Origin of the sequence: Pseudomonas sp. Seg1 (assembly GCF_018326005.1) — a bacterium.
Lineage (GTDB): Bacteria > Pseudomonadota > Gammaproteobacteria > Pseudomonadales > Pseudomonadaceae > Aquipseudomonas.
The window spans coordinates 2,337,701-2,355,920 of record NZ_AP021903.1 but is presented as its reverse complement, the minus strand read 5'-3'; the positions used below and the strand labels follow the sequence as shown (position 1 = coordinate 2,355,920).

General features: G+C 53.7%; 14 protein-coding genes. 5 read left to right on the top strand and 9 right to left on the bottom strand.

Annotated elements, in window-relative coordinates:
- Positions 1-95 precede the first annotated feature (95 nt).
- The 9 genes from KI231_RS10435 to KI231_RS10395 all read right to left on the bottom strand — a co-directional run bounded on the left by KI231_RS10435 (position 96) and on the right by KI231_RS10395 (position 13,984).
- On the bottom strand, positions 96-3,278 hold the full coding sequence (locus KI231_RS10435; RefSeq protein WP_213028160.1) for a helicase-related protein: 3,183 nt from the start codon (positions 3,276-3,278) through the stop codon (positions 96-98).
- Complete coding sequence (locus tag KI231_RS10430; protein ID WP_213028159.1) at positions 3,260-5,038, bottom strand: phospholipase D family protein; 1,779 nt, start codon at positions 5,036-5,038, stop codon at positions 3,260-3,262. The genes KI231_RS10435 and KI231_RS10430 overlap by 19 nt, the downstream gene beginning before the upstream one ends.
- Positions 5,032-6,240: a DUF6361 family protein gene (locus KI231_RS10425; RefSeq protein ID WP_249412112.1), complete on the bottom strand. Its 1,209-nt coding sequence runs from the start codon at positions 6,238-6,240 to the stop codon at positions 5,032-5,034. The genes KI231_RS10430 and KI231_RS10425 overlap by 7 nt, the downstream gene beginning before the upstream one ends.
- 489 nt (positions 6,241-6,729) lie before the next feature.
- Positions 6,730-7,293, bottom strand: a complete 564-nt coding sequence (locus KI231_RS10420) for a condensin complex protein MksE (protein ID WP_024678242.1) — start codon at positions 7,291-7,293, stop codon at positions 6,730-6,732.
- Complete coding sequence (locus KI231_RS10415) at positions 7,277-8,683, bottom strand: hypothetical protein (protein WP_213028158.1); 1,407 nt, start codon at positions 8,681-8,683, stop codon at positions 7,277-7,279. The genes KI231_RS10420 and KI231_RS10415 overlap by 17 nt, the downstream gene beginning before the upstream one ends.
- Entirely contained in the window at positions 8,680-11,625 is a 2,946-nt protein-coding gene (locus KI231_RS10410; RefSeq protein WP_213028157.1) for a hypothetical protein, read from the bottom strand. Before KI231_RS10410 ends, KI231_RS10415 begins: the two co-directional genes overlap by 4 nt.
- A gap of 5 nt (positions 11,626-11,630) precedes the next feature.
- Positions 11,631-12,503, bottom strand: coding sequence for a hypothetical protein (locus KI231_RS10405; RefSeq protein WP_144431999.1), 873 nt, complete (start codon positions 12,501-12,503; stop codon positions 11,631-11,633).
- Positions 12,504-13,049: 546 nt separating this feature from the next.
- Complete coding sequence (locus tag KI231_RS10400; RefSeq protein ID WP_213028156.1) at positions 13,050-13,763, bottom strand: toll/interleukin-1 receptor domain-containing protein; 714 nt, start codon at positions 13,761-13,763, stop codon at positions 13,050-13,052.
- A gap of 74 nt (positions 13,764-13,837) precedes the next feature.
- Positions 13,838-13,984, bottom strand: coding sequence for a hypothetical protein (locus KI231_RS10395; protein WP_178075653.1), 147 nt, complete (start codon positions 13,982-13,984; stop codon positions 13,838-13,840).
- 374 nt (positions 13,985-14,358) lie between these two features.
- Here KI231_RS10395 and KI231_RS10390 point away from each other — a divergent pair, with 374 nt between their 5' ends.
- The 5 genes from KI231_RS10390 (at position 14,359) to KI231_RS10380 (ending at position 18,022) form a co-directional block, all read left to right on the top strand.
- Positions 14,359-15,270, top strand: a complete 912-nt coding sequence (locus tag KI231_RS10390; RefSeq protein ID WP_213028155.1) for a helix-turn-helix transcriptional regulator — start codon at positions 14,359-14,361, stop codon at positions 15,268-15,270.
- Between the two features lie 329 nt (positions 15,271-15,599).
- Positions 15,600-16,142 (top strand): M15 family metallopeptidase domain-containing protein, encoded by a 543-nt coding sequence (locus KI231_RS30295; RefSeq protein WP_502937312.1) that lies wholly within the window; start codon positions 15,600-15,602, stop codon positions 16,140-16,142.
- A gap of 61 nt (positions 16,143-16,203) precedes the next feature.
- Positions 16,204-16,599, top strand: coding sequence for a hypothetical protein (locus KI231_RS29950; RefSeq protein ID WP_249412111.1), 396 nt, complete (start codon positions 16,204-16,206; stop codon positions 16,597-16,599).
- A 72-nt stretch (positions 16,600-16,671) separates the two neighbouring features.
- Positions 16,672-17,124, top strand: a complete 453-nt coding sequence (locus tag KI231_RS29945; RefSeq protein WP_249412110.1) for a hypothetical protein — start codon at positions 16,672-16,674, stop codon at positions 17,122-17,124.
- A 118-nt stretch (positions 17,125-17,242) separates the two neighbouring features.
- Positions 17,243-18,022, top strand: a complete 780-nt coding sequence (locus tag KI231_RS10380) for a hypothetical protein (RefSeq protein ID WP_213028154.1) — start codon at positions 17,243-17,245, stop codon at positions 18,020-18,022.
- The last annotated feature ends 198 nt before the right edge of the window (positions 18,023-18,220 follow it).

Sequence of the window (18,220 nt, the reverse complement as noted above, 5' to 3'; positions counted from 1 at the left end):
CGGTCGGGCTGTTTTTGTCGATGTTCTGCGCAGGGAACTAGTGTTTGTATCAGTGTTTCGCGGCACGCCCAGTCCCTCCTGCCACAGCCCAGGCATCAAGTACGTGACCGCTCCCTCCGGTACAGAACGGGCGCTAACCGGATCAACAACTGACTTTTTATGTGCTCAAGCGCTTCGTCATCCAGATTCAAGTTCTTCAAGTGCTCTAGCATCTCGCTTTGCCCTGGTTGACCGAATGCTAGACGGTAAAGCGATAGGACTTTTTGCATGTTCGGATAGCGGCGTGCTTCTTCGCTGAAGGCAAGTCTCGGAATCAAGCGGCGGATCTTCGCGTCACCTTCGGGATAATGCCAATAGGGCACCAGATCAGTTCCCCAGGTGGGGCTTTCGACAGATGTAAACAACGCCTTCCAGTTTTCGGGCGCGCTGTCGTACTCCGCCACCGCTTGCACCACGCGACGCCGGACCACCAGCGACTGGTAGCGATTGACCCGCCCTTCCCGCTGTTCCAGATCTATCGGGTTATTCGGCAAATTCCAATGCACGACTTCGCTGCAGTACCAATGAAAATCCAGGCCTTCCTGACCAATGGAAGTTGATGCGAGAACGAACGGCCGAAACGGCGAATTGAAGCTTTCACGTATATTGATGATTCGTGTCTGGCCCGCTTCATCCGTGGTTTTCTGAGCGCCCAGTTGCACGGCATAATGACATCTCAGGTGAGTGTCGTCTTTTTCCCTGTCAACCTTCCAGACTTTCACATTCGACGGTGTCGTGCGAAGAACGCTTTCGAGCGTAGTCACCACATCATCCAGCAACTTGTCGGGTGCAAGTAGGTAACAGTACTCCTCAAGCATCGCCTGAATGCCGCCATCGGCGCAGTACCTCACGATGCCTCGCCAAGGATGCAGCGGGTCGAGCCGCCGGGCGATCGCACTGCCCGTGACGCTGTTGAATAGACTGACAAATCCCAGAGCGACCCGACTGGCGGCTCCTATCAGGCAAGGACCGGGATACAGCTGCCGCAGCACGCGGTAGGCGCACACCGCCGGCGATCCCAAAGCCAGCCTGGCAAGGTACTGAGGAAGGTCTTCAGGCATTGCGCCCAGTTCATCCAGTTGGTTGAAACGACGGGATATTTCGCGAACGCGCAACCGCGCTCCGTCGGAGAGATTGCCGACGTCCGACATGGCTTCGAACCATGTGGCGGTCCATCCCTCGTGCGCCTGATCCAGCAGCATCGGGGCAAACAGATACCAGTAGTGGCTGTTCTGAGCGCCCTGATTGCGGACGCGCAATGACGCTAGACTCCTTGTGAAGTGCCGGATGAGTTCGTCAAGGCGGCTCTCCAGTGGGACTGAAGTACGCGCTATCGGAATGTCAGTCAGGCAGCGGGCAGGATAAATCAGCGACCAGTTGGCAACGTCCCCGCTGTCGAGTTTGATCACCGCGCGACGTTGTTGCAGATGACGGTTCTGGTCGTCTTCGCTGACACCGGCACGGCGCTTGTTGAAGTACTCCGATTTGTCCGTGAGATGCTGCTGGACTCGCCGTTCCGCCTCGTAGCTCATCAGCCCGCCCACCATCCTCGGCACCATCGTCCAGGAGGAAAACAGTAACGTCTTGCTGAGTTGCTCGTGACCGGCAAAAAAGCCTCTGAGTCTATAGTGCGGCCAACTAGGCGGTAGCCAAAGCAGCATTTCCGGACCGGCTTTACGCCCGTCTCCAAACAAGTGACTGGCTAACCAGCGAACCTGCGGATTGGGTGCCTCGCGGGCGACATCCAGCGTGAACTTGCGGATCCGCTCGCGCGATAACCAGAGGTTTTTGTTGGCGGTCAACTGCTTGAACAGCGCCGGAGATCGCTCGAAGCGGCGTTGCAGCACTTCTTGCACTTTGTAACCGGTACTGAACGACAGCGGCCAGGCTGCCGACTTGAAAAAACTCATGATCTGACTGGAGACGCGCAGTGAGCTGTCAGCTTCCAGAACGAGCGCCAGCCGGTCCAGCTCGATATAAGTGCGGATATCATCGGTGCGCAATTGTGGCAAGTCTTGCGGGGGTATCCCGTCGACCAGGCTGTCCACATCCCGAGCGATCTGGCTTCGCTCCGTGCGGCAAATCAGTGGGCGAAGCAATCGCTCCACTTCTCGGCGAGGCGCATCGTCCAGCGCTTCGCCATCGATGCAGTCGCGTCGCAGACACAGCAGCGCAGCCTGCAGTTTCTTGCGTGCAGGTTCGTAAGCATCGAGTGGCGACAGATTCAAAAACGCGAGGATCTGCTTGAGTTTCTCCAGATGGCCGTCATCGTTCTCATCGTCATCCACGGTGCTCATGGCTTTGAACGGAGTGGCCGAGAGCATCAAGACATTGCTCTCGCGCTCGCGACTGAATATCTCCCGCGCGATCAGGGACTGTTCGTTTTCCTGCAGATCGAGCAGGCTTTCGAAGCGCTGAAACTCGTCGAGAATGAACAGATCCGCCCGGAGATGCGTAGCGCAGCATCGGGCGAACGTCACGCGCAAATCGCGCATCAGCTCGCGTTTGACGCCACGGTGACGTTCCGCACGCAGACAGGCAGTGCTGCGCAGTCGTTCCAGCAATGAGGGCGTCGCGTCGTTCGACACGAAAGTGATCGCTGCGTGAAAGCTGGCAACGATCTCCTTCACCAGTCCTTGCTGTTCTATCTGATCCCGCTCCGCCTGCCAGCTGTCAGCGCATTGCACTCGGTCCTGGAACAGCGCCGTCAAACTGTGGCGAAAACCTCGAAGCTGCGGGTGCTGAAGCAACGCCGCAAGGATGATGCCCCTCTCCTGCCGGTTTCCTGTTCCCTGGGTCAGCGAAAACGATGTGGCTGGCGTCAGGGTGCAAATTTCCAGCAATGCACTGTGCTGCTCGGGCTGGCACACCGCGACTTGTGCGAGGCGTGCGTAAGACGGCTGTCGAATCCAGCCGCTGCCTGCTGGAAACACGGCAAGCTTGGCCAGGTTCTCAGCGGCCAGACTCAAGTTGGAACAGATATAGGTGACACGCAGCGGTTCGCGTCGATGCCAGTCGCGCAGCATCGACACGATCAGTCCTTTCGCTACGACGGTCTTTCCTAACCCGACTTCGTCGGCAACCAGCACCCGACGGCTGTGCTGCGGGTCTTTGAACTGTTCGGCAATACGCTCGACTGTCGCACGCTGGAAATCCTTGAGCCTGCTCCAAGTCATCTGCAGGGCTAGATCGACGTTGTCGCGATCCGATACAAATCGAGTCATGCTTTCTTCTTCCATGCAAGCTGCTGGTACTGCGCCCATAAGACAGACAGCTCAGAAGGGACCAGATGTTCAGTGTCGCTGAGCCGGGCCAGAATGGCGTCGATGCGCTGCAGCTTTTCAGGCTGTCGGGCAGCACAACGCAAGAGAGCCTCGTGCAGCGGCCCGCCGAACATCTGGCTGAAGTCGGTATCAGCGTCCGCCCCGGGACCGCCCTCCCTCGTCATGCCGGTATCCGCCGTATACGCGTGGCCTGGATGCAACAGCATCTGAATATAAGCCAGCAGCTTGTGCGGGCTATCAATCAGCGTCGTCGTGATTTTCTGCTCTCGCGTATCGCCACCATCGATTTCAAGACGGACCTTGATCATCAGTTCGACGGGAGGTGATGACACCGGTATCACTCTGAGAATAACGAATGCACTGACCTGGGTCAGATTCAGGTCTTCCCAAACCATACGAGAAGCCAGACTCAGCGGCTTGCCTCTGACCAGCGGCTGCACCTCGATCACCCAATCGCCATGTTGCTCCAGGAGTGGCGGCGGGCATTCAATGACACAGGTGTAAGTCCCGTTGGCCTCGGCACGGGCCTGCAGACACCAGTCTGCCTGGATCAGGTTGTGCTGGAGTCTGCGCATCCACGCTTCCGTCTGATGATCATCCGTGATCGACGCTGGGCTGAAACGATGAGGGATGAAAATACCTGTCGGCTCTTGCTCACGTCCTACCAGTTCTGCGCGGAGCTGGTCGACGGACTGCTGGCCACTTTTGCTCGACAGTCGCAGCATGAACTCGGTATTGCGCGGCGCCGCTCCCAAAGCGCCAAGGGCTGCCTTGGTGACATTCGCCGAACCGATATGCCAATGACTGACGGCGCCCTCCTGCAGCAGCACCAGCTTGGCATGCAGATTCTGGGGACGGGCTGCGGTGAGCTCATCCTCGCCCTCGATCAGGCAAGGATTGAGCGCGAAGCACTCCCAATCCTGCAGCTGGCATTCACCCATACGGTCGAGCTCTTCTGCGCGGCTGAACAGCCAGTGCCGCGCACCAGCCTGCTTGACCAGGTCGAGCGCTTCGTGATGGAGAAACGGTGACATCACCATTACCGTGCTGGCAGCGGTACCCAATGACAGCGGCAACTTCCCTGGCTTTTCAGGCAATGTCTTCAGCGCGTTGAATCCGGCAGGCTTGTCCCAGGCCACCCGAGGCAGCTCCTTGACAAAAAGCTCCAGTCCGGCACGCAGGTCCTCCGCACCGGCGGCCAGCGCCTTCAGCAGTGCCACAAGTCCATCGTTGTCTTCACTGCGTGCGCTCGTGGGTTCCCCTTCCAGAGCGACTGCAAGGTCCCAACTGCGGTCGAACGTCAGATTCCGCGACAGCACCAACAACCGGTACCGCACCACCTTCGTCGGACTGGTGAATCGCAACAGCCAGAACTTGGGGTGGAACGAGCTGAACGCATCGCCGGGAACCTGGGGCGCCAATAACGGTTCGAGCAACGAAAACAGCAGGTTGAAGTGGCGCGGAAGTTTGATGCAGCCCTGCTGAAAGAAAACCTTCACCTTGCCCTTCAACTGGCTGATCGCTTCCAGCAGCGCCAGCTTATCGGTCTGTAAATCGCCCTCCGGCGGGCAGTTGAACGACAGCGCCAACGGCAGACACAAGAGCGTCTCAAGATCTAGGGTGTAGGTCGTCGCGATGGCATGGCTTAACGTGAACCCTTCCGGGGCTTTGAGTTTGTCGCCATAGTCCAGGCGATCAGCGTGCGGATTCAGCATGCCACGCCCTCCTGAATATCTTTCAGCACGGTTCGAACCTGCCTCCAGCGATAATCCAGCCGCGCCATCCCTAGCCAAGCGAACCCTTCGGGCAGCTGTTTATTCAGCACACTCCGCTCCTTCTTGTTTGCCCGCGCCTGATGTTCCACCAGCTTATCCAGTTCGACATCCGATGCCCCCTGGATTAAACCTTCAGCCCATCGGGTTAGAAACAGAGTCGTGTGACTGGCCAGCGTAACTTGAGTCTGTTCAAGCCAGCGGAAGATGTCGGCGGGCGTCGCGTGAGTCTGCGTGCGCCATGCATCCCAAAGCTCGGCAAAGTCCTCCAGCAGAGCGTCATGTTCGCGATAGTCGTTACGGACAAGGATTATGTTGAATCGCAAGTGAGCACCGTAGATCAGCTCACTGAACGCTTGCGCCATCGCCACGTATTCGCGGGTCCGGCCAGGCAGCGACGGCTGATCGGCGGCCCAAGCCGCCAGCGCTGGGAACTCAGTCTTGGTGAGGGCCTGCTCGCGCAGCCCCTGTATTTCCAGTAGGCAAGGCAGGCTCAGTTCGGGGCCGGCTTTGAACTTTTCACTTAAAAAACGTGCCTCGGAAGCCGTCAGCGTGATTTTGACCTTGTCCAGCCAATCAGGCACAAAGCGATCTAGGTACACACTGCGGACAACGTTGTGTGCATCACTGTCGTCCCCTTCATCGCCATAGATGCTTCCATGAAACGCTTCTGACGATCCGATTGCCTGCAGAAATTGCCGGAGCGAGCCCCCAGTATCGACAAGCTTCCAGGTCCTCAGGCCTACCCAATAGATCGACGAAGGCTGTCGAGTGACACGCTCACCTTTGCTCAAAGAAGATCCAGAAATGCCGGTCTGGGTTCCGTCCTGATGCTTTTCTCTGAGCACCTCTGACAACCGTGCTTCCTGTTCCTCCAAGTAATCCGCAGCCGGCTGCTTACGCTGCTGCGACGGGCTCAAGTGCAGATAATCGCGGATGATCCGCGGCACAGTGACGAAATACTTGGCTCGAGTCTGCAGCGTGGAAAAACCTGGAAACATCAGATCCGCAAACCCATCGCGCAACCCTCCTATGCCCAGCTCATCCAGCGTCCCCGGCTCCGACAGCTGCTTGAGAGCGTGTTTGACGCGGTCCCGGTCTTCGCTCGAAAAGTCCACCCATCCCAATTGACTCTTGCCTGACACCTTCCGCTCTCCTTGTCCTATCCAAACCACTTAGCCACATTCAATCGGGCAGTCACGCAATGAATGCATGATAGGGCCAATTGCCATCGATGCGCAGATGAGCTTGGAACTCATAACCTCCGCAATGAGTCCAGGCTGTGTGAAACGCGCTCAATACGTCGAAAACTGAAAGTTACGGGCGTTACCTGCGAAACCGGCAGACGGACGCGCGAACTGTCCTTGTCAGCTACATCCGGCATTTACGTACGATCAAGCGGCTGGATTCACGCTCTGATTGTTCACGCCGACGCTGAATTGACCCACGTGCCGAGGCAAGACTGCCCCATCTCCAAACCTTCAAAAATCCAGCACAGACAAGGATTCGCGAGGAGTCAGACTGGGTCAGTGAAATCTCAGCAACTGGGGCAATTCGGCGTAGGCGCCAACAATCTATGTCGAGGATGTGATGGAGGGTAAAGAAACCATCTACCAATTGATAAAGCCGGAAACTCAAGCCACCATAACTGCACCTGGTTCAGCATTACTGTACTTAAATACGTCGTCAAAGAACGCTAATCCAGCATGAGTCAGTACCAGATTGCCTTTTGCATTCCTGTAGGCGATCCCACGCTGCTCGAGATTTTTCCTAACTGCAGATGCAAGAGCCTCCCCTTTCATGTTGCTGGCAGACATGACATCTTGTTTGTCTTCTCCCTTCCCGATCTCCTCCATGATCCCATCAGACACACCAGCTTCCCCGTCGCGCAGAATATCAAGCTGGTACCCCTGTTCATGCAGTCCGCGAGCAAGGATCAGCAGTAGAACCTGTATTTTCCTGACCACCTCGCTGTACTCCTCATCGCGCTCGACTGAACGGATGTAGATAAAGCCATTCCGCATCACCAACTCAAACCCGATGTTCAAGTACAAGGGCTTGTAGCTCTGATCGTAGTTATTGAGCATCTCTTCGAAGAGCGGGTTGGGTTTTATTTCACCATTCTCGTAGGTGTCTTTGTTGATCACCTTCCCCGACATCAACTCTTTGTAGATGGCTTGGCTAAGCTGTTGTCTCACTGCCCTGCTCCTCGATCCTCAATTTGTAATAGGTCAACTTCTGCCTGTCGTCCTCAATCACCCCTAACTGGAATCGAGGAGTTAGCACAATGTCCTCTCGGTGCTTTAGCCAAGACACGCCTTCCACTAGGTCAGCAATTTCGTAGTCGCTGATCTGCTGGGCCAGATGTGCGTGAAGCGACGCATGGGCGTCAGGCCCGACCTGAACAGGCCACTCATCTATCAGCCTTCCAATTAGTTTTCGGCGCACGTCTGAAGCACGCCTGGCTTTGAGCACGTCCTCTCCAACCGGCTCAACAGACGTTGTTGTTACTCGGGTATTTTTGAGTGAATCCAGGCTACTCCGCAGATGCTCCTGAAGGTGAAGCCAATGATCTACGTTGTGCCATTCAATCTTGCTATCGGCTCTCTGCCTCTTCATGCCTTTGAAGGTAGAGAAACGCTCCAGTACCTCATGATCTTTAGGTATGAGGTTGCCCCTTAGTTTCCCGTCATGGAGCTCCCGACAGGCAACTAGTAGATCGTTGAAAACGCTCTCAACCTGGTCGTACTCACGACGCTGACGTTCATTCTGATGCACGTAGCGCTGCAGAGACTTGCTGATGACTTCCACGTCGTAGCGATAGGAGCGAATGGATGCCACTGCGTAGAGAATCTGCTGACCCAATTTTGGCAACTTGGCATCGCGGAACATCTCGGATATCCGCAGCAAGGCAGTGAGTGCCGGCAGGCCTTTCTTCAGAGGTTCCCTCTCGTTGAGGAACTGCAATGTGGGGAGAACATGCCTACCGTAGATTCGGGTGATCGCCTGCAAAGCACCGCGAGCCTGCTTCACCTCGTCGAGGTTCTCAAGGCTCATCACTTCGACGATCTCCGCCAGGCGAAGAGTCTGCCCCTGAAGACTGTCCACGTTCTCCTTGATCTTCCCTTGAGCGTAGCGGATGCGTTCCCGGAGGAGCTTAAGCTCATCCTCGAACGTGTCGTTCCCCTGCTCAATCACTGTCAAATCGCGAAGCTTTTCAAGACTATCATTGAAGCTGTCGCACAGCGCCTCAAGATCGGCGCTACTCAGCTGCCGAAGACGCGATCTATCAAAGTGGCGAAATAACTCGATCAAAAACGGGGCGAAGGCAATGACTCCTCGCTTGGTGTCATGGTGCAATATCAGGCTTGCTCGGACGAGGTTACGCACGTCGAAGGCCGCTTCAATTTTTTGCCGATCGGACTTACTGTCTCCCAGCGAATCAAGCAGCTTCATCACTTTGGACTCGTACAGGCGAGTTGACACTTCTTCGCCAGCCGAGCCTTCATCCATGATGTCGATAAGATCAAGAAAAATGTGCTTATGCTCGATCATGAGCATGACCGTTTTGTCTGCTGCAACGATCATCCGGCAGTGATCTCCGCAACAGCATCGGCGGGATCTTTCTTTGTTCTCAGCGACTCGCTTTCACCTGTGTAGATCACTCGACGTAAGTGGCTGTATGCCCTGTCGGTGGCGAGAAAATGCGAAAGGTCGATGTAGTTTTCGATTACTTTCGCGATAGTAGACGTCGGCTCCGGCGTTGCCCCGAACAGCACGAACCCTTCTGACTCAGCGATGCCACGCGCAGCCTTCAGATTCAAGTGGCTCAGATTCGACAGCTCATCCATTACCAATGGCAAACAGATCTGTGTATTCGCAACCAGCAGCCTACGCAGAAGAATCGATAGCAGGCGGCAGTTAATCATTGCCGTAGTACCGTTGGATTGATCCTCTTCGGTGTACTTGTCATGCCCACGCTTGCGGTACCGATATCCAACCCGATCAATCAGTAGGCTCATATCCAGGGTGGTCCCCCGACGGCCACCGTGAACAAAGAACTCGGTACAGAAAGCTCGTAACCGTTCATACAAGCGCTTCTCGTGGAGCCCGGTTGTCATGAGGTTTATGGAATCAATATCGACCAACAGCTCTTCGAAATGGGGATTCAATACGCAGTAAATCTCGATCGCCTCGAGGTCAGACACACTGAACTCCGAGAGCTGGTCATCTACCTCTTTCTCGAACTCCTTGATCATCCTTCTGGCGTGTTTGATTTCGTCGATTTGAATAGAGGTATTCGAGTTATGTGCGGTGACCTTGGCCTGGTAGGTCTGCTGCTCGCCTTCCAAGGTGCCAAACATCGCCGCGAAAGCTCTCCGACAGCTACGCATCCGACTCAAGTCATGGAAAGCATGGTAGCCAAAGTCTCTGCCCTCTTCGCCCAGCAAGTTACGTTTCAGCAGTTCATCCAAGGCCACTTGCAGAGCTTCTCTGCTCTTGGCTACCTCAGAAGCGAACTGGGAAATCTCCTTGATCTGGCTAGGGTGAAAGAAAGTATCGCGAGCTTTCAGCTTCATTTCGCGGATCGAAAGGAATCCTAAAGTGATCTCAGCTACGTTCCGGATCTGCTCAAGGTAATTGCGCAGATCTTCGTTTTCCTTCCTGACCCTGCCGAGCACTTCTTTTGCGTGCTCAACCTGTACCGCTAGGTCCTCCAGCTCGCCGGCGGCATCCGCCACACTCTCATGTAGCTTGGCCAACTCTACCGTCTGTTCCCCCACCTCAAGTTCCAATGCTTTCTGCTGCTCGCGCATGTAGCCATGCCGACTGAGTAGTTGAACCTCTTCATCAGTTTCAATCCGCTCGCGGGTCAGCTTCTTGGCTTTATCCTTGGCCTGCTCAGCAGTCAACTTGCTGTCATCGTTTAGACGCTGAATGAGGTCATCACAGTCCTTGATATCGTCATCCAGTTTGATCAGGTCTTGCTCGTGCTGCTTCCTTGCTCTGGTCGGGTCGAAAGACATGAAACCAAATGAGGTCTCCTGGCTCAGGAAGCTGATGAAAGAACCTCGCTCCTGGAATAGGCAGCCAAACTCTTTGATGGCTTGCTTCTGGTCAGAGTTGAGTCGAGGAGTCAGCTTGGTGAACAGCGTCGAGTTCAAGCTACTCAGCACCGACGCACTGTGACGATCGACCTGCTCGAGAACAGTTTCCACATGTTCATCAAGAATTTTTCGGAGTTGGTCGCGCTGATGGGAAAGACTGTTCTTATTCCTGATCGCCTGGGCTAGTTGCTCAGCGCTCTGAACCTTGTTTGTCAGGGTCTCGATGTCTGCGGTCAACTCTGCGGAGAGATCGGATAAGAGCTCGCGGACCTCATGCTCTGTTGTGCCAGGGTAACGCCGAAGAATCTCGCTGACCTTGAATAGCTGCTTTTGGACACCGTCCAAATCCTTATGCCGGAGACTCAGTGCTCCAGCCAGCTTCAGATACTCAGCCTTGACCAGACCGTGGTGCTGTCTCTTAGCTGAGTGAGCCACATCAAGAGCCTGATATCTCTCGGATGCTGCCTTAACATCATCAAGAATGCTGGACTGCCTTTCAGCCAAGGCATGCTCAACATCGACGATACTCTGAACGATCAGTTCGGATTTCGTCTCAAACAGTTGGAACTGGCTATCAAAGCCCTCCCAAGACCTCCGCGCGCTTTCTATGTCCGCCAGGCGATCGCCTTCTTTTTTCAGGTTCTCATAGTCATCGAGGATCTCGCTCAGGCTGACACTCAGCTCTGCATTCTTCCGGTCCTTATCCCCTTCGATGATCGTGGCGATAGTATCCGGCAGAGTGCGGTTGTCCTTCGCCCCAATGTCGAAGGCCAGGTGGATTAGCATCTTCCACGCGTCGATCTCGCGTGCGGTACCGCCATTCCTAAGAGGCAGCAAGCAGAATCGGCCCTCCTCACGATTAAGAGCCTGTTGACCGAAGAGCCGCTGGCGAATGACAGCACCGTCGTTCATTGCCTCCCCGCCCCGAGCTCGGAGATCCGAAAGCACACCAGAAAGTGAGATGCCTTCTATCGGAGCCCCCATGCCTCCATTGATGGGCGACTCAAGGTCCCAAAACATGTGCTGGATATCGGCATACATGCAAGGTACTGCCATACGGCCGTATGAGAATGGTCGATTCCCGCGGTGCAGGACCAGGCAGAACGGGCCGTGCATGTTCTCCGCTTCGAGGATGATGAAGGAGTGGTTTTCCGGGAAGTAGTAGCTGTAGCTAGCATCAGTCGAGTAGTACGTCCCGGCCGGCCCCTTGAAGGCGAATTTCTTATTGCAGCTCTTGAAGTTCTCGTGTGGCAGCAAAAAAAGCTTCAATGCATTCAGCATCGAGGTCTTTCCGAGGTTGTTCTGGCCACACAAAGCGGTGTGCTTGTCCACGCGGATTACGGTGTAGGCATAGGCAGCACTGTTAACAAAAATCAGTCTGTGGAATTTGTATACGTCCTGAAACGCGTAGGAGTCGCTCAACATCATCAGTCCCTTGTCGTTGCCAACATCAAATAGGTTTCTTGCTCTAGCGCTCTATGGCTGTCTCGCATAAGTCCGATCAGCTCATTGGTTTCCTTGGATAGACCAACGAACTCAAGGAGATCTTGTCTCGTTTGCTGATTTAGTGAGTATTTGGAAGCGCTTAACCGGTGGGCGATATCATCAGGGTACACAAACACGACCCGGTGCCCGTCTGGCAGCCCTTTGAGAAGGGTTCGATACATTGTCAGCCCACCTAAGTCGACATCAAAAAGGCAGTACAGCCTCTGGTATTGGCTGAGAAATGGCATATTCAGTCTGTTGGTGATCTGATTACCGGCGCTGAAAATGACATCGAAACTTTCACTTTGCTCAGCTACGCCACAGTCGGCCAGGATGTCGACGGTCTGTTTGAGAGCTAGGAAATTCTCGAGATTTTCCACCAGCAACGCCGCTGGCCGGAGAGTGTTAGGTGCTTCCCATCCATGCTTGCTCAGAAGAACTACGCTTGGATGAGGATGGACCATGCTTCGTGTTATCAAAAGCGAGCCGCTTACTGCTGCTGCGTGGCTACTTCCGTCGAAAGCAGCACCAATACGACCCGTAACTTCTGATGGAGCGTGTTCACGAATCAGCTCCGCAAAGCGATCCTCACGCAAGACAGCCACCTGATAGCTGCTCTTTCCAATTTTCGACGTTGAAAACGTATCGAACAGATAGCCAGCACCCTTGCCATGCTTCTTCAACTCCTTAGCAAAAGCCTCAAAGTTGATCGGCTGACCAGAGCTGATTGAGTTCAGATAGGTGTAGATCCTCGACATTGCATCCCTTGCGCTCTGCGAAACAAGTGAAACCATAAGGTTTCTTGGCTGAAGCATATACCGCTCGTCGCGGCTACCGAGCTAAACGGCCCACCCGATTGAGCTGCCGCATACATGATGCGCCAGTCACCGAGCAGCTCGATTTCTCTGAAAGCATTCCAACGCATCCTTTGGGGTATTCGCAGAACACACCTGATGCAATGCCCGTTGGACTTCATACTCAGCGTATTCCTTTACCATCAACCCACTCCTCCTTAGAAATTCCATTCGGACCATCACCATAAAGGCATATTGAAATCACTCCCCCTCCATGGAGAATCGCCTGCACTACTTTTCCACCATGGATAGCCGTCTCGTGTAACGCCTTCGCGGGTAAAAGTATCCAAACAATACCGTTGGGTGACTGCCTAAAAATTGCTGCTGCAACTCGACCGTTGACGGCATCCTCAGACTGCCTTCAGCTGTTGACAACAGGCAGCAATCGGCCCAAATCGGTCTCTTAGTCGGAGCTAACAGCCCTGCCGAAGGCAGGTCTGTTAAACCGTAGAGGATAAAAGGTACGAGCATCCGCATCTGAATGCCGAAACTGTGTGAGCAAAAGAGCTAGAGCGCTACCAGCTCGGCGATTTTTGCCGCAACCACCGCCATTGAATCTTCTGCAGTGTCCAAGCCGCTTCGGGAGGCGAGCAAGGGACTTACATTGCGGAGAGCTTCATACGTCGTGTTGTGCACAATGGGAACGAGCTGGTTACCCGCCAGGAGTGCCGAAAGCTCTTTGTCAGCAACACTCTCTTTGGGAAGGCGCGTCAGCAACGCGGGAGTGACCAGCACAAGCCCGATTCGCGAATTCGCTAGGCCCTTGTCGATTGTGCGCATCATTGGAACACCGAGACCTAGGTCCCTCTCGCTAAACCAAACTTTGACACCAGCCGCCACGAGCAACTCGTGCAGCTCTTTGGCAGGTCCGTGCCGATCGTCCCATGCGTGGCACAGGAAGACGTCACGAAGGTCAGGTTGCTCCGCTGCTCGCGTCTCAACGGTTTCGCGAATTGGAGTGAGGGACTGCACCTGGGCCGGTGAGTACGATACGGATGAACCTGCTCTCGACCAGCGCGGCTTTGAACTGCTGCTGGACCCGCCACCACCACCGCTACTGTTAGCATGGCTACCTCCATTGCCGACCGAGGGGGAGTAGGACGAGCCATAACCGTCATAGCGAGAGCTACTGCGGGAACTGGTGCGATAGCGGCATGCAGGACAGGCAGCGGCAGCGGCAGCTGAGTTATGTCCACGTACTGGTGCTGTACATCTAGACATGTCGTAATCCTTTTATATGGGAGCGACTAGCCCCAGGGCACAAAACGTGCCCTGAGCTCTGTTAAGCGACTAAATCAATTGCTCGCTTTTGGGCGAATGACGATGCGGAACGGTTGGCCGTTAGCACGTCGAATCACCTTCCCCGATTTGGTGGTGATCGTCATACGGTAAATGACCTCGCCTTCCGCCTCGGGCTTTTCGAACATCTCAAGCTGGGACATAAAATGTCTCCTATGAGGTGGCTCAAACACAGAACTCGCTCCCTTGCGGAGGGAGCCCATAGGGGCTACCATCCACAAGCTTTTTCCACAAAGCGCGAGAGACATCTGGAACCAATTCAGACGTCTTTTCCCAAAGGCCGGTCAAGTTCGTACCTTGACCGGCCTTTCTGTTTCTGGCGTTCTGACATCCCATCCAAGCCTCCTTTTTGAATCGCCTAAGGTGCTATGGATAGATATGTATCACAACCATAACTAAACTCTATCATCATCATTTTGATGACGTCAAGCACTCGTGTGTTATCATTGTTGCTAGATGCGCCCGATCAGATATTGGATATTCAGCAAGACAGGTAAGAAGGCAAGACGGAGAGCAAATGATTGATTTGAGCGAATACAGCCAAGCGCAACGGGAGCGCCTGGTGTACATAGATTTTCGCCTGTACTTCACGGGGGCCGTTTCACGAACTGATCTCATGGATCGTTTCGGGGTGGGCGCGGCAGCTGCCACCCGCGACTTCGCGCAGTATCGGGAGATTGCTCCTGAGAACACTGAGCTGGACACTGTGACCAAGCATTATGCGATACGCGAGACGTTCTCGCCTCTAATCGTGCACTCGCCTGAGCGCGTGCTCACGGCGCTTTCCCAAGGGTACGGATACGGTCTAGATGGAGAGAAGCCGCTCATCCTGAACGAATCCATTTCGCTGCTCAGCAAGCCAAAGGTAGAGGTTTTGGCGCCGATCTCGCGCGCGATCAGCCTCAACCAGGTGGTAAAAATCAGCTATACCTCGGGGTCGGGCGAGTCTGAGCGGGAAATCGTGCCGTTCGCGGTCAGTTGCGATGGCTTGCGCTGGCATGTCCGAGCGTACGATCGGAAACGCCAGAAATTTGTGGACTTCGTTTTGGCTCGAATCGGTACGGCTCAGACTCAGTGGGGGGCTAAACCCAAGAACGACGAAAACCAAAAGCACGATGATCAGTGGAATCGAATGCTGGATCTCCCCCTCGTGCCGCACCCTAATAAGAATTATGCGCAGATTGTGATGCTCGACTACGAAATGCCTGGCGGCGTGCTTAGGCTGCGAGTGCGCGCAGCGATGGCTGGGTACGTCCTGCAGCAATACCACGTGGACTGCTCACCTGACCACAGCATTGAAGACAATGCATACCGCCTATGGCTCAGTGATCCCTTGGCTCTCTATGGGGTAGAAAGCTCAATGTTCGCGCCGGGATACAGAAGCCCAAATGGAGACTTGGGCGGGAGCGATAAAGTTGGAGCGAGTTGAACGAGCTGCGATTTATGTAAAGCGAGATGCTATGTCATATGTGTTCATGAGCCTCGTAAGCTACTGATTCGACAAAATCGCTTCTGACGTCCACTCACTCAACGGGCCATGTCCTTCGTGTTCATGGCGCGTCATTGAATGAGGTGGCTGCCGATGAAGCTGATTCAATGCCGTTTCTCTTCAGGTCAGCGTGTGCCGTTGGTCGTTCAAGCAGGTAACGCGGCGCCGTTGCCCATGCTTGTCCCGTTCATCTACGTTCAACTCAAGCTAAGGTACCGCGTTTACAACACTGCTGCGGCACATCTGAGTGCGATCCAGGCTTTATATCTATGCCAAAAGCTGTGGCCTCAATATTGATGACGCCATCTTGGCCTGCCACTTCGAGCCGATTCTGGCTTTATTGGACGGTTACGCCATCTGGCTCCAAAGCAGCCGTCAAACCGACAAGCTGGTCGCCAGAATCGGCAAAGCTGAAATTGCACCTTCTCCGAAGATCGATCCGCGTACCCGTGACCGGTACCTGCGGTTGCTTAAGCAGTACCTGTCCTGGTGTGTCACCCGATACATCCCGCGCGCTCGCCAAAATTCAACCGCCCTGGCTAACATCGAGGTGGTATCGCGACAAAGAGGCTCAAAATAAGGCGCTCAGGGAGGGTAAGTCGAAGCAGGAATGGCCGCACAGCAAACACAACACCCTACACATCGCACCACACCCACTCGACTGGAGCGATTCGCTGGCATTTGCTCGTCTCGCTGGTTACGTACAAGCAGTAGCGAACGCGAAGGGCATACCACTCCGGTGGGATGGCGACTGGGACGCCAAATCGAAAGATGAGCGATTCCTTGATCTTGTCCACTTGGAGCTTTGCTGACGAAGCGTTTCCCTGCTGCCGCTGGTAGGATGGCACTTTCACATCGCTGGCAGGGAAGCGCATGTTCGATCTACTCAAGCTGCTCACTGATAACAGCCCGTCGCTCACCCGCGATATGCAGGAATGGATTAAGCAGTATCGGCCAGACGCAGCCTGGAACATCTACTCAGACTACTGCGTTGGCAACACAGAGAAAGCGAACGACAGCTTTTCCTTCGTCATCACGCTCAAGCATGACACTGACAAGAATTTTTCAGAGTATATCGCGAACGTGGCTCCGAAGGATCTGAAGAAGACACGGCAGGCGTCAGAAGGCCTGATCTCCTACCTCAACTGCCCGGGAGCTTTCAGCGTTTCGTTCATCGTTGAGCGAGATTCTAAGCTGCTTCGTGACTTCATCACTGATGACAACATTCATGGGTTCTGCCTGGGTCTGCGGGAATTGATCGCGTCATGACTAGGTGAACCAGGAATCGATAAAGGGTATTGGCAACGAATTGACAGGGCGCTGGGAGACTTTGCCTCCGAGGTGAGGCGCAAGAAATTCAATGCCAAGCTTGCAAGACAGGTGTTGCTGACCTCGACCTTTGCTGCATTCCTCTTCCTAACACTGAATCAGCTTAAAGAGCCCGCCTACATTCGGTGGATCACTGATCGAGATGCGACATTCGAAAAATACAACGAAGTGGCATTCGACATCGCTTTTGTGCTGTTTCTCGTTGCTCGTCTTCAGTCGGGGGCAGTAAAAAATCCAAACAAGCCCCAATACATTTTCGCATATCCTTTTATGGACGGTAAAACTGACTACGCAGAACATGTAAGGCTTCCCGATTACCTTGCAGGGCTTTGCGCTGACATCAAATTACCCTCTATGGAATTCACACACACCAAATTTGAAAAAATATTTGGGAGTGCCATCATCAACTCTACGAACAATGTTGTTCTTCAAATTCTCGGCAACCCAGAAAAAAATAACGGCTAGGCGCCTAGCCTTTAAGGAAGAATTATGAGCTCGTTTTAGCGAAATACTTATCGCCAACTCTTACCACTTTTTGTGGGAGCAAGACTTCACAGCCAAATATAAAAAGAAGAGATTTGAGGTGTACATCCCAAATGCAGAAGAGGTACATGTCGGATATGATCTTGGATTCGCCCTACCACTTCGAAACTTTAACTTGAACGGCGATCAGTTTTTTGAGTGGATGAAAGATAGGATAAGCGACACATCCTCAGCCGACAGTGCTTTTTTGATGGCTTACTTTTATCAGTACAAGGTTCTCGACTATGTAACACGCCTCTCATCGACACGCAACAAATCTACAAAAGAAGGACTTGTTCTAAAAGGATATATTGCGAGCGCTCCTGCATACAGGATAGAGCTTTATACCGAAAGAAAACTTTATGCCAATAGAACAAGACGCCGTCCATTCAGCCAGCATGAGGCACTATGCCGCCTTACCAAAGTCAAAGGAACTAATATCTACTATTGTGCACCAAAATTCTTGCTATCCAACGGCATCCCCCATGTTTCAACAAGATCTGTCAACGACCTTAACCTTGTTCAGGTAACAAATCAGACTTCAACATACAGAGATAAAGAAACACATTACATCTACTTTCAGACCATCTCGGGCGCTAACGCGCAGTGGTGCTCCCTTCCAACCCCTGCGTTTGTATCAAGAGAAAGAGACCTTCCGCCTCTGCTTACGCCCAAGCAATTGCTCCAATTGATGAAAGCAAATTATCTGGCGTACAGCGATGTCGAAACCATCGACTTTAAAGAAGTACGCATCACTGACGATGACCTCAGCAGAGAAACATTTTTAGGCTACTTATCAATGATGCCTGAATGCACCAGATTTGTGGCATTCGCTGACTAATACCAGCTTCGCTGAAGCTGACCAGCGGGCAGTTTGCTGAGTAAATTGTATTTATTGAAATGTATATTTATAACACAAGTATGAAGGGAGGGATCATGGTCAATAATTTTCATGATTCTGACTGTCGGGAATAGTTCGGCGGCCTCGCCCTCTCTTCAGCCATTTTAGAGTAGCAACTCACTTTTTTGGATGCGATTT

Coding starts and splice junctions, on each gene's coding strand:
- KI231_RS10435 (WP_213028160.1), bottom strand. CDS start 3,278: ATGGAAGAAGAAAGCATGACTCGATTTGTATCGGATCGCGACAACGTC.
- KI231_RS10430 (WP_213028159.1), bottom strand. CDS start 5,038: ATGCTGAATCCGCACGCTGATCGCCTGGACTATGGCGACAAACTCAAA.
- KI231_RS10415 (WP_213028158.1), bottom strand. CDS start 8,683: ATGATCGTTGCAGCAGACAAAACGGTCATGCTCATGATCGAGCATAAG.
- KI231_RS10405 (WP_144431999.1), bottom strand. CDS start 12,503: ATGCTTCAGCCAAGAAACCTTATGGTTTCACTTGTTTCGCAGAGCGCA.
- KI231_RS10400 (WP_213028156.1), bottom strand. CDS start 13,763: ATGTCTAGATGTACAGCACCAGTACGTGGACATAACTCAGCTGCCGCT.
- KI231_RS10395 (WP_178075653.1), bottom strand. CDS start 13,984: ATGTCCCAGCTTGAGATGTTCGAAAAGCCCGAGGCGGAAGGCGAGGTC.
- KI231_RS10390 (WP_213028155.1), top strand. CDS start 14,359: ATGATTGATTTGAGCGAATACAGCCAAGCGCAACGGGAGCGCCTGGTG.
- KI231_RS30295 (WP_502937312.1), top strand. CDS start 15,600: ATGCCAAAAGCTGTGGCCTCAATATTGATGACGCCATCTTGGCCTGCC.
- KI231_RS29950 (WP_249412111.1), top strand. CDS start 16,204: ATGTTCGATCTACTCAAGCTGCTCACTGATAACAGCCCGTCGCTCACC.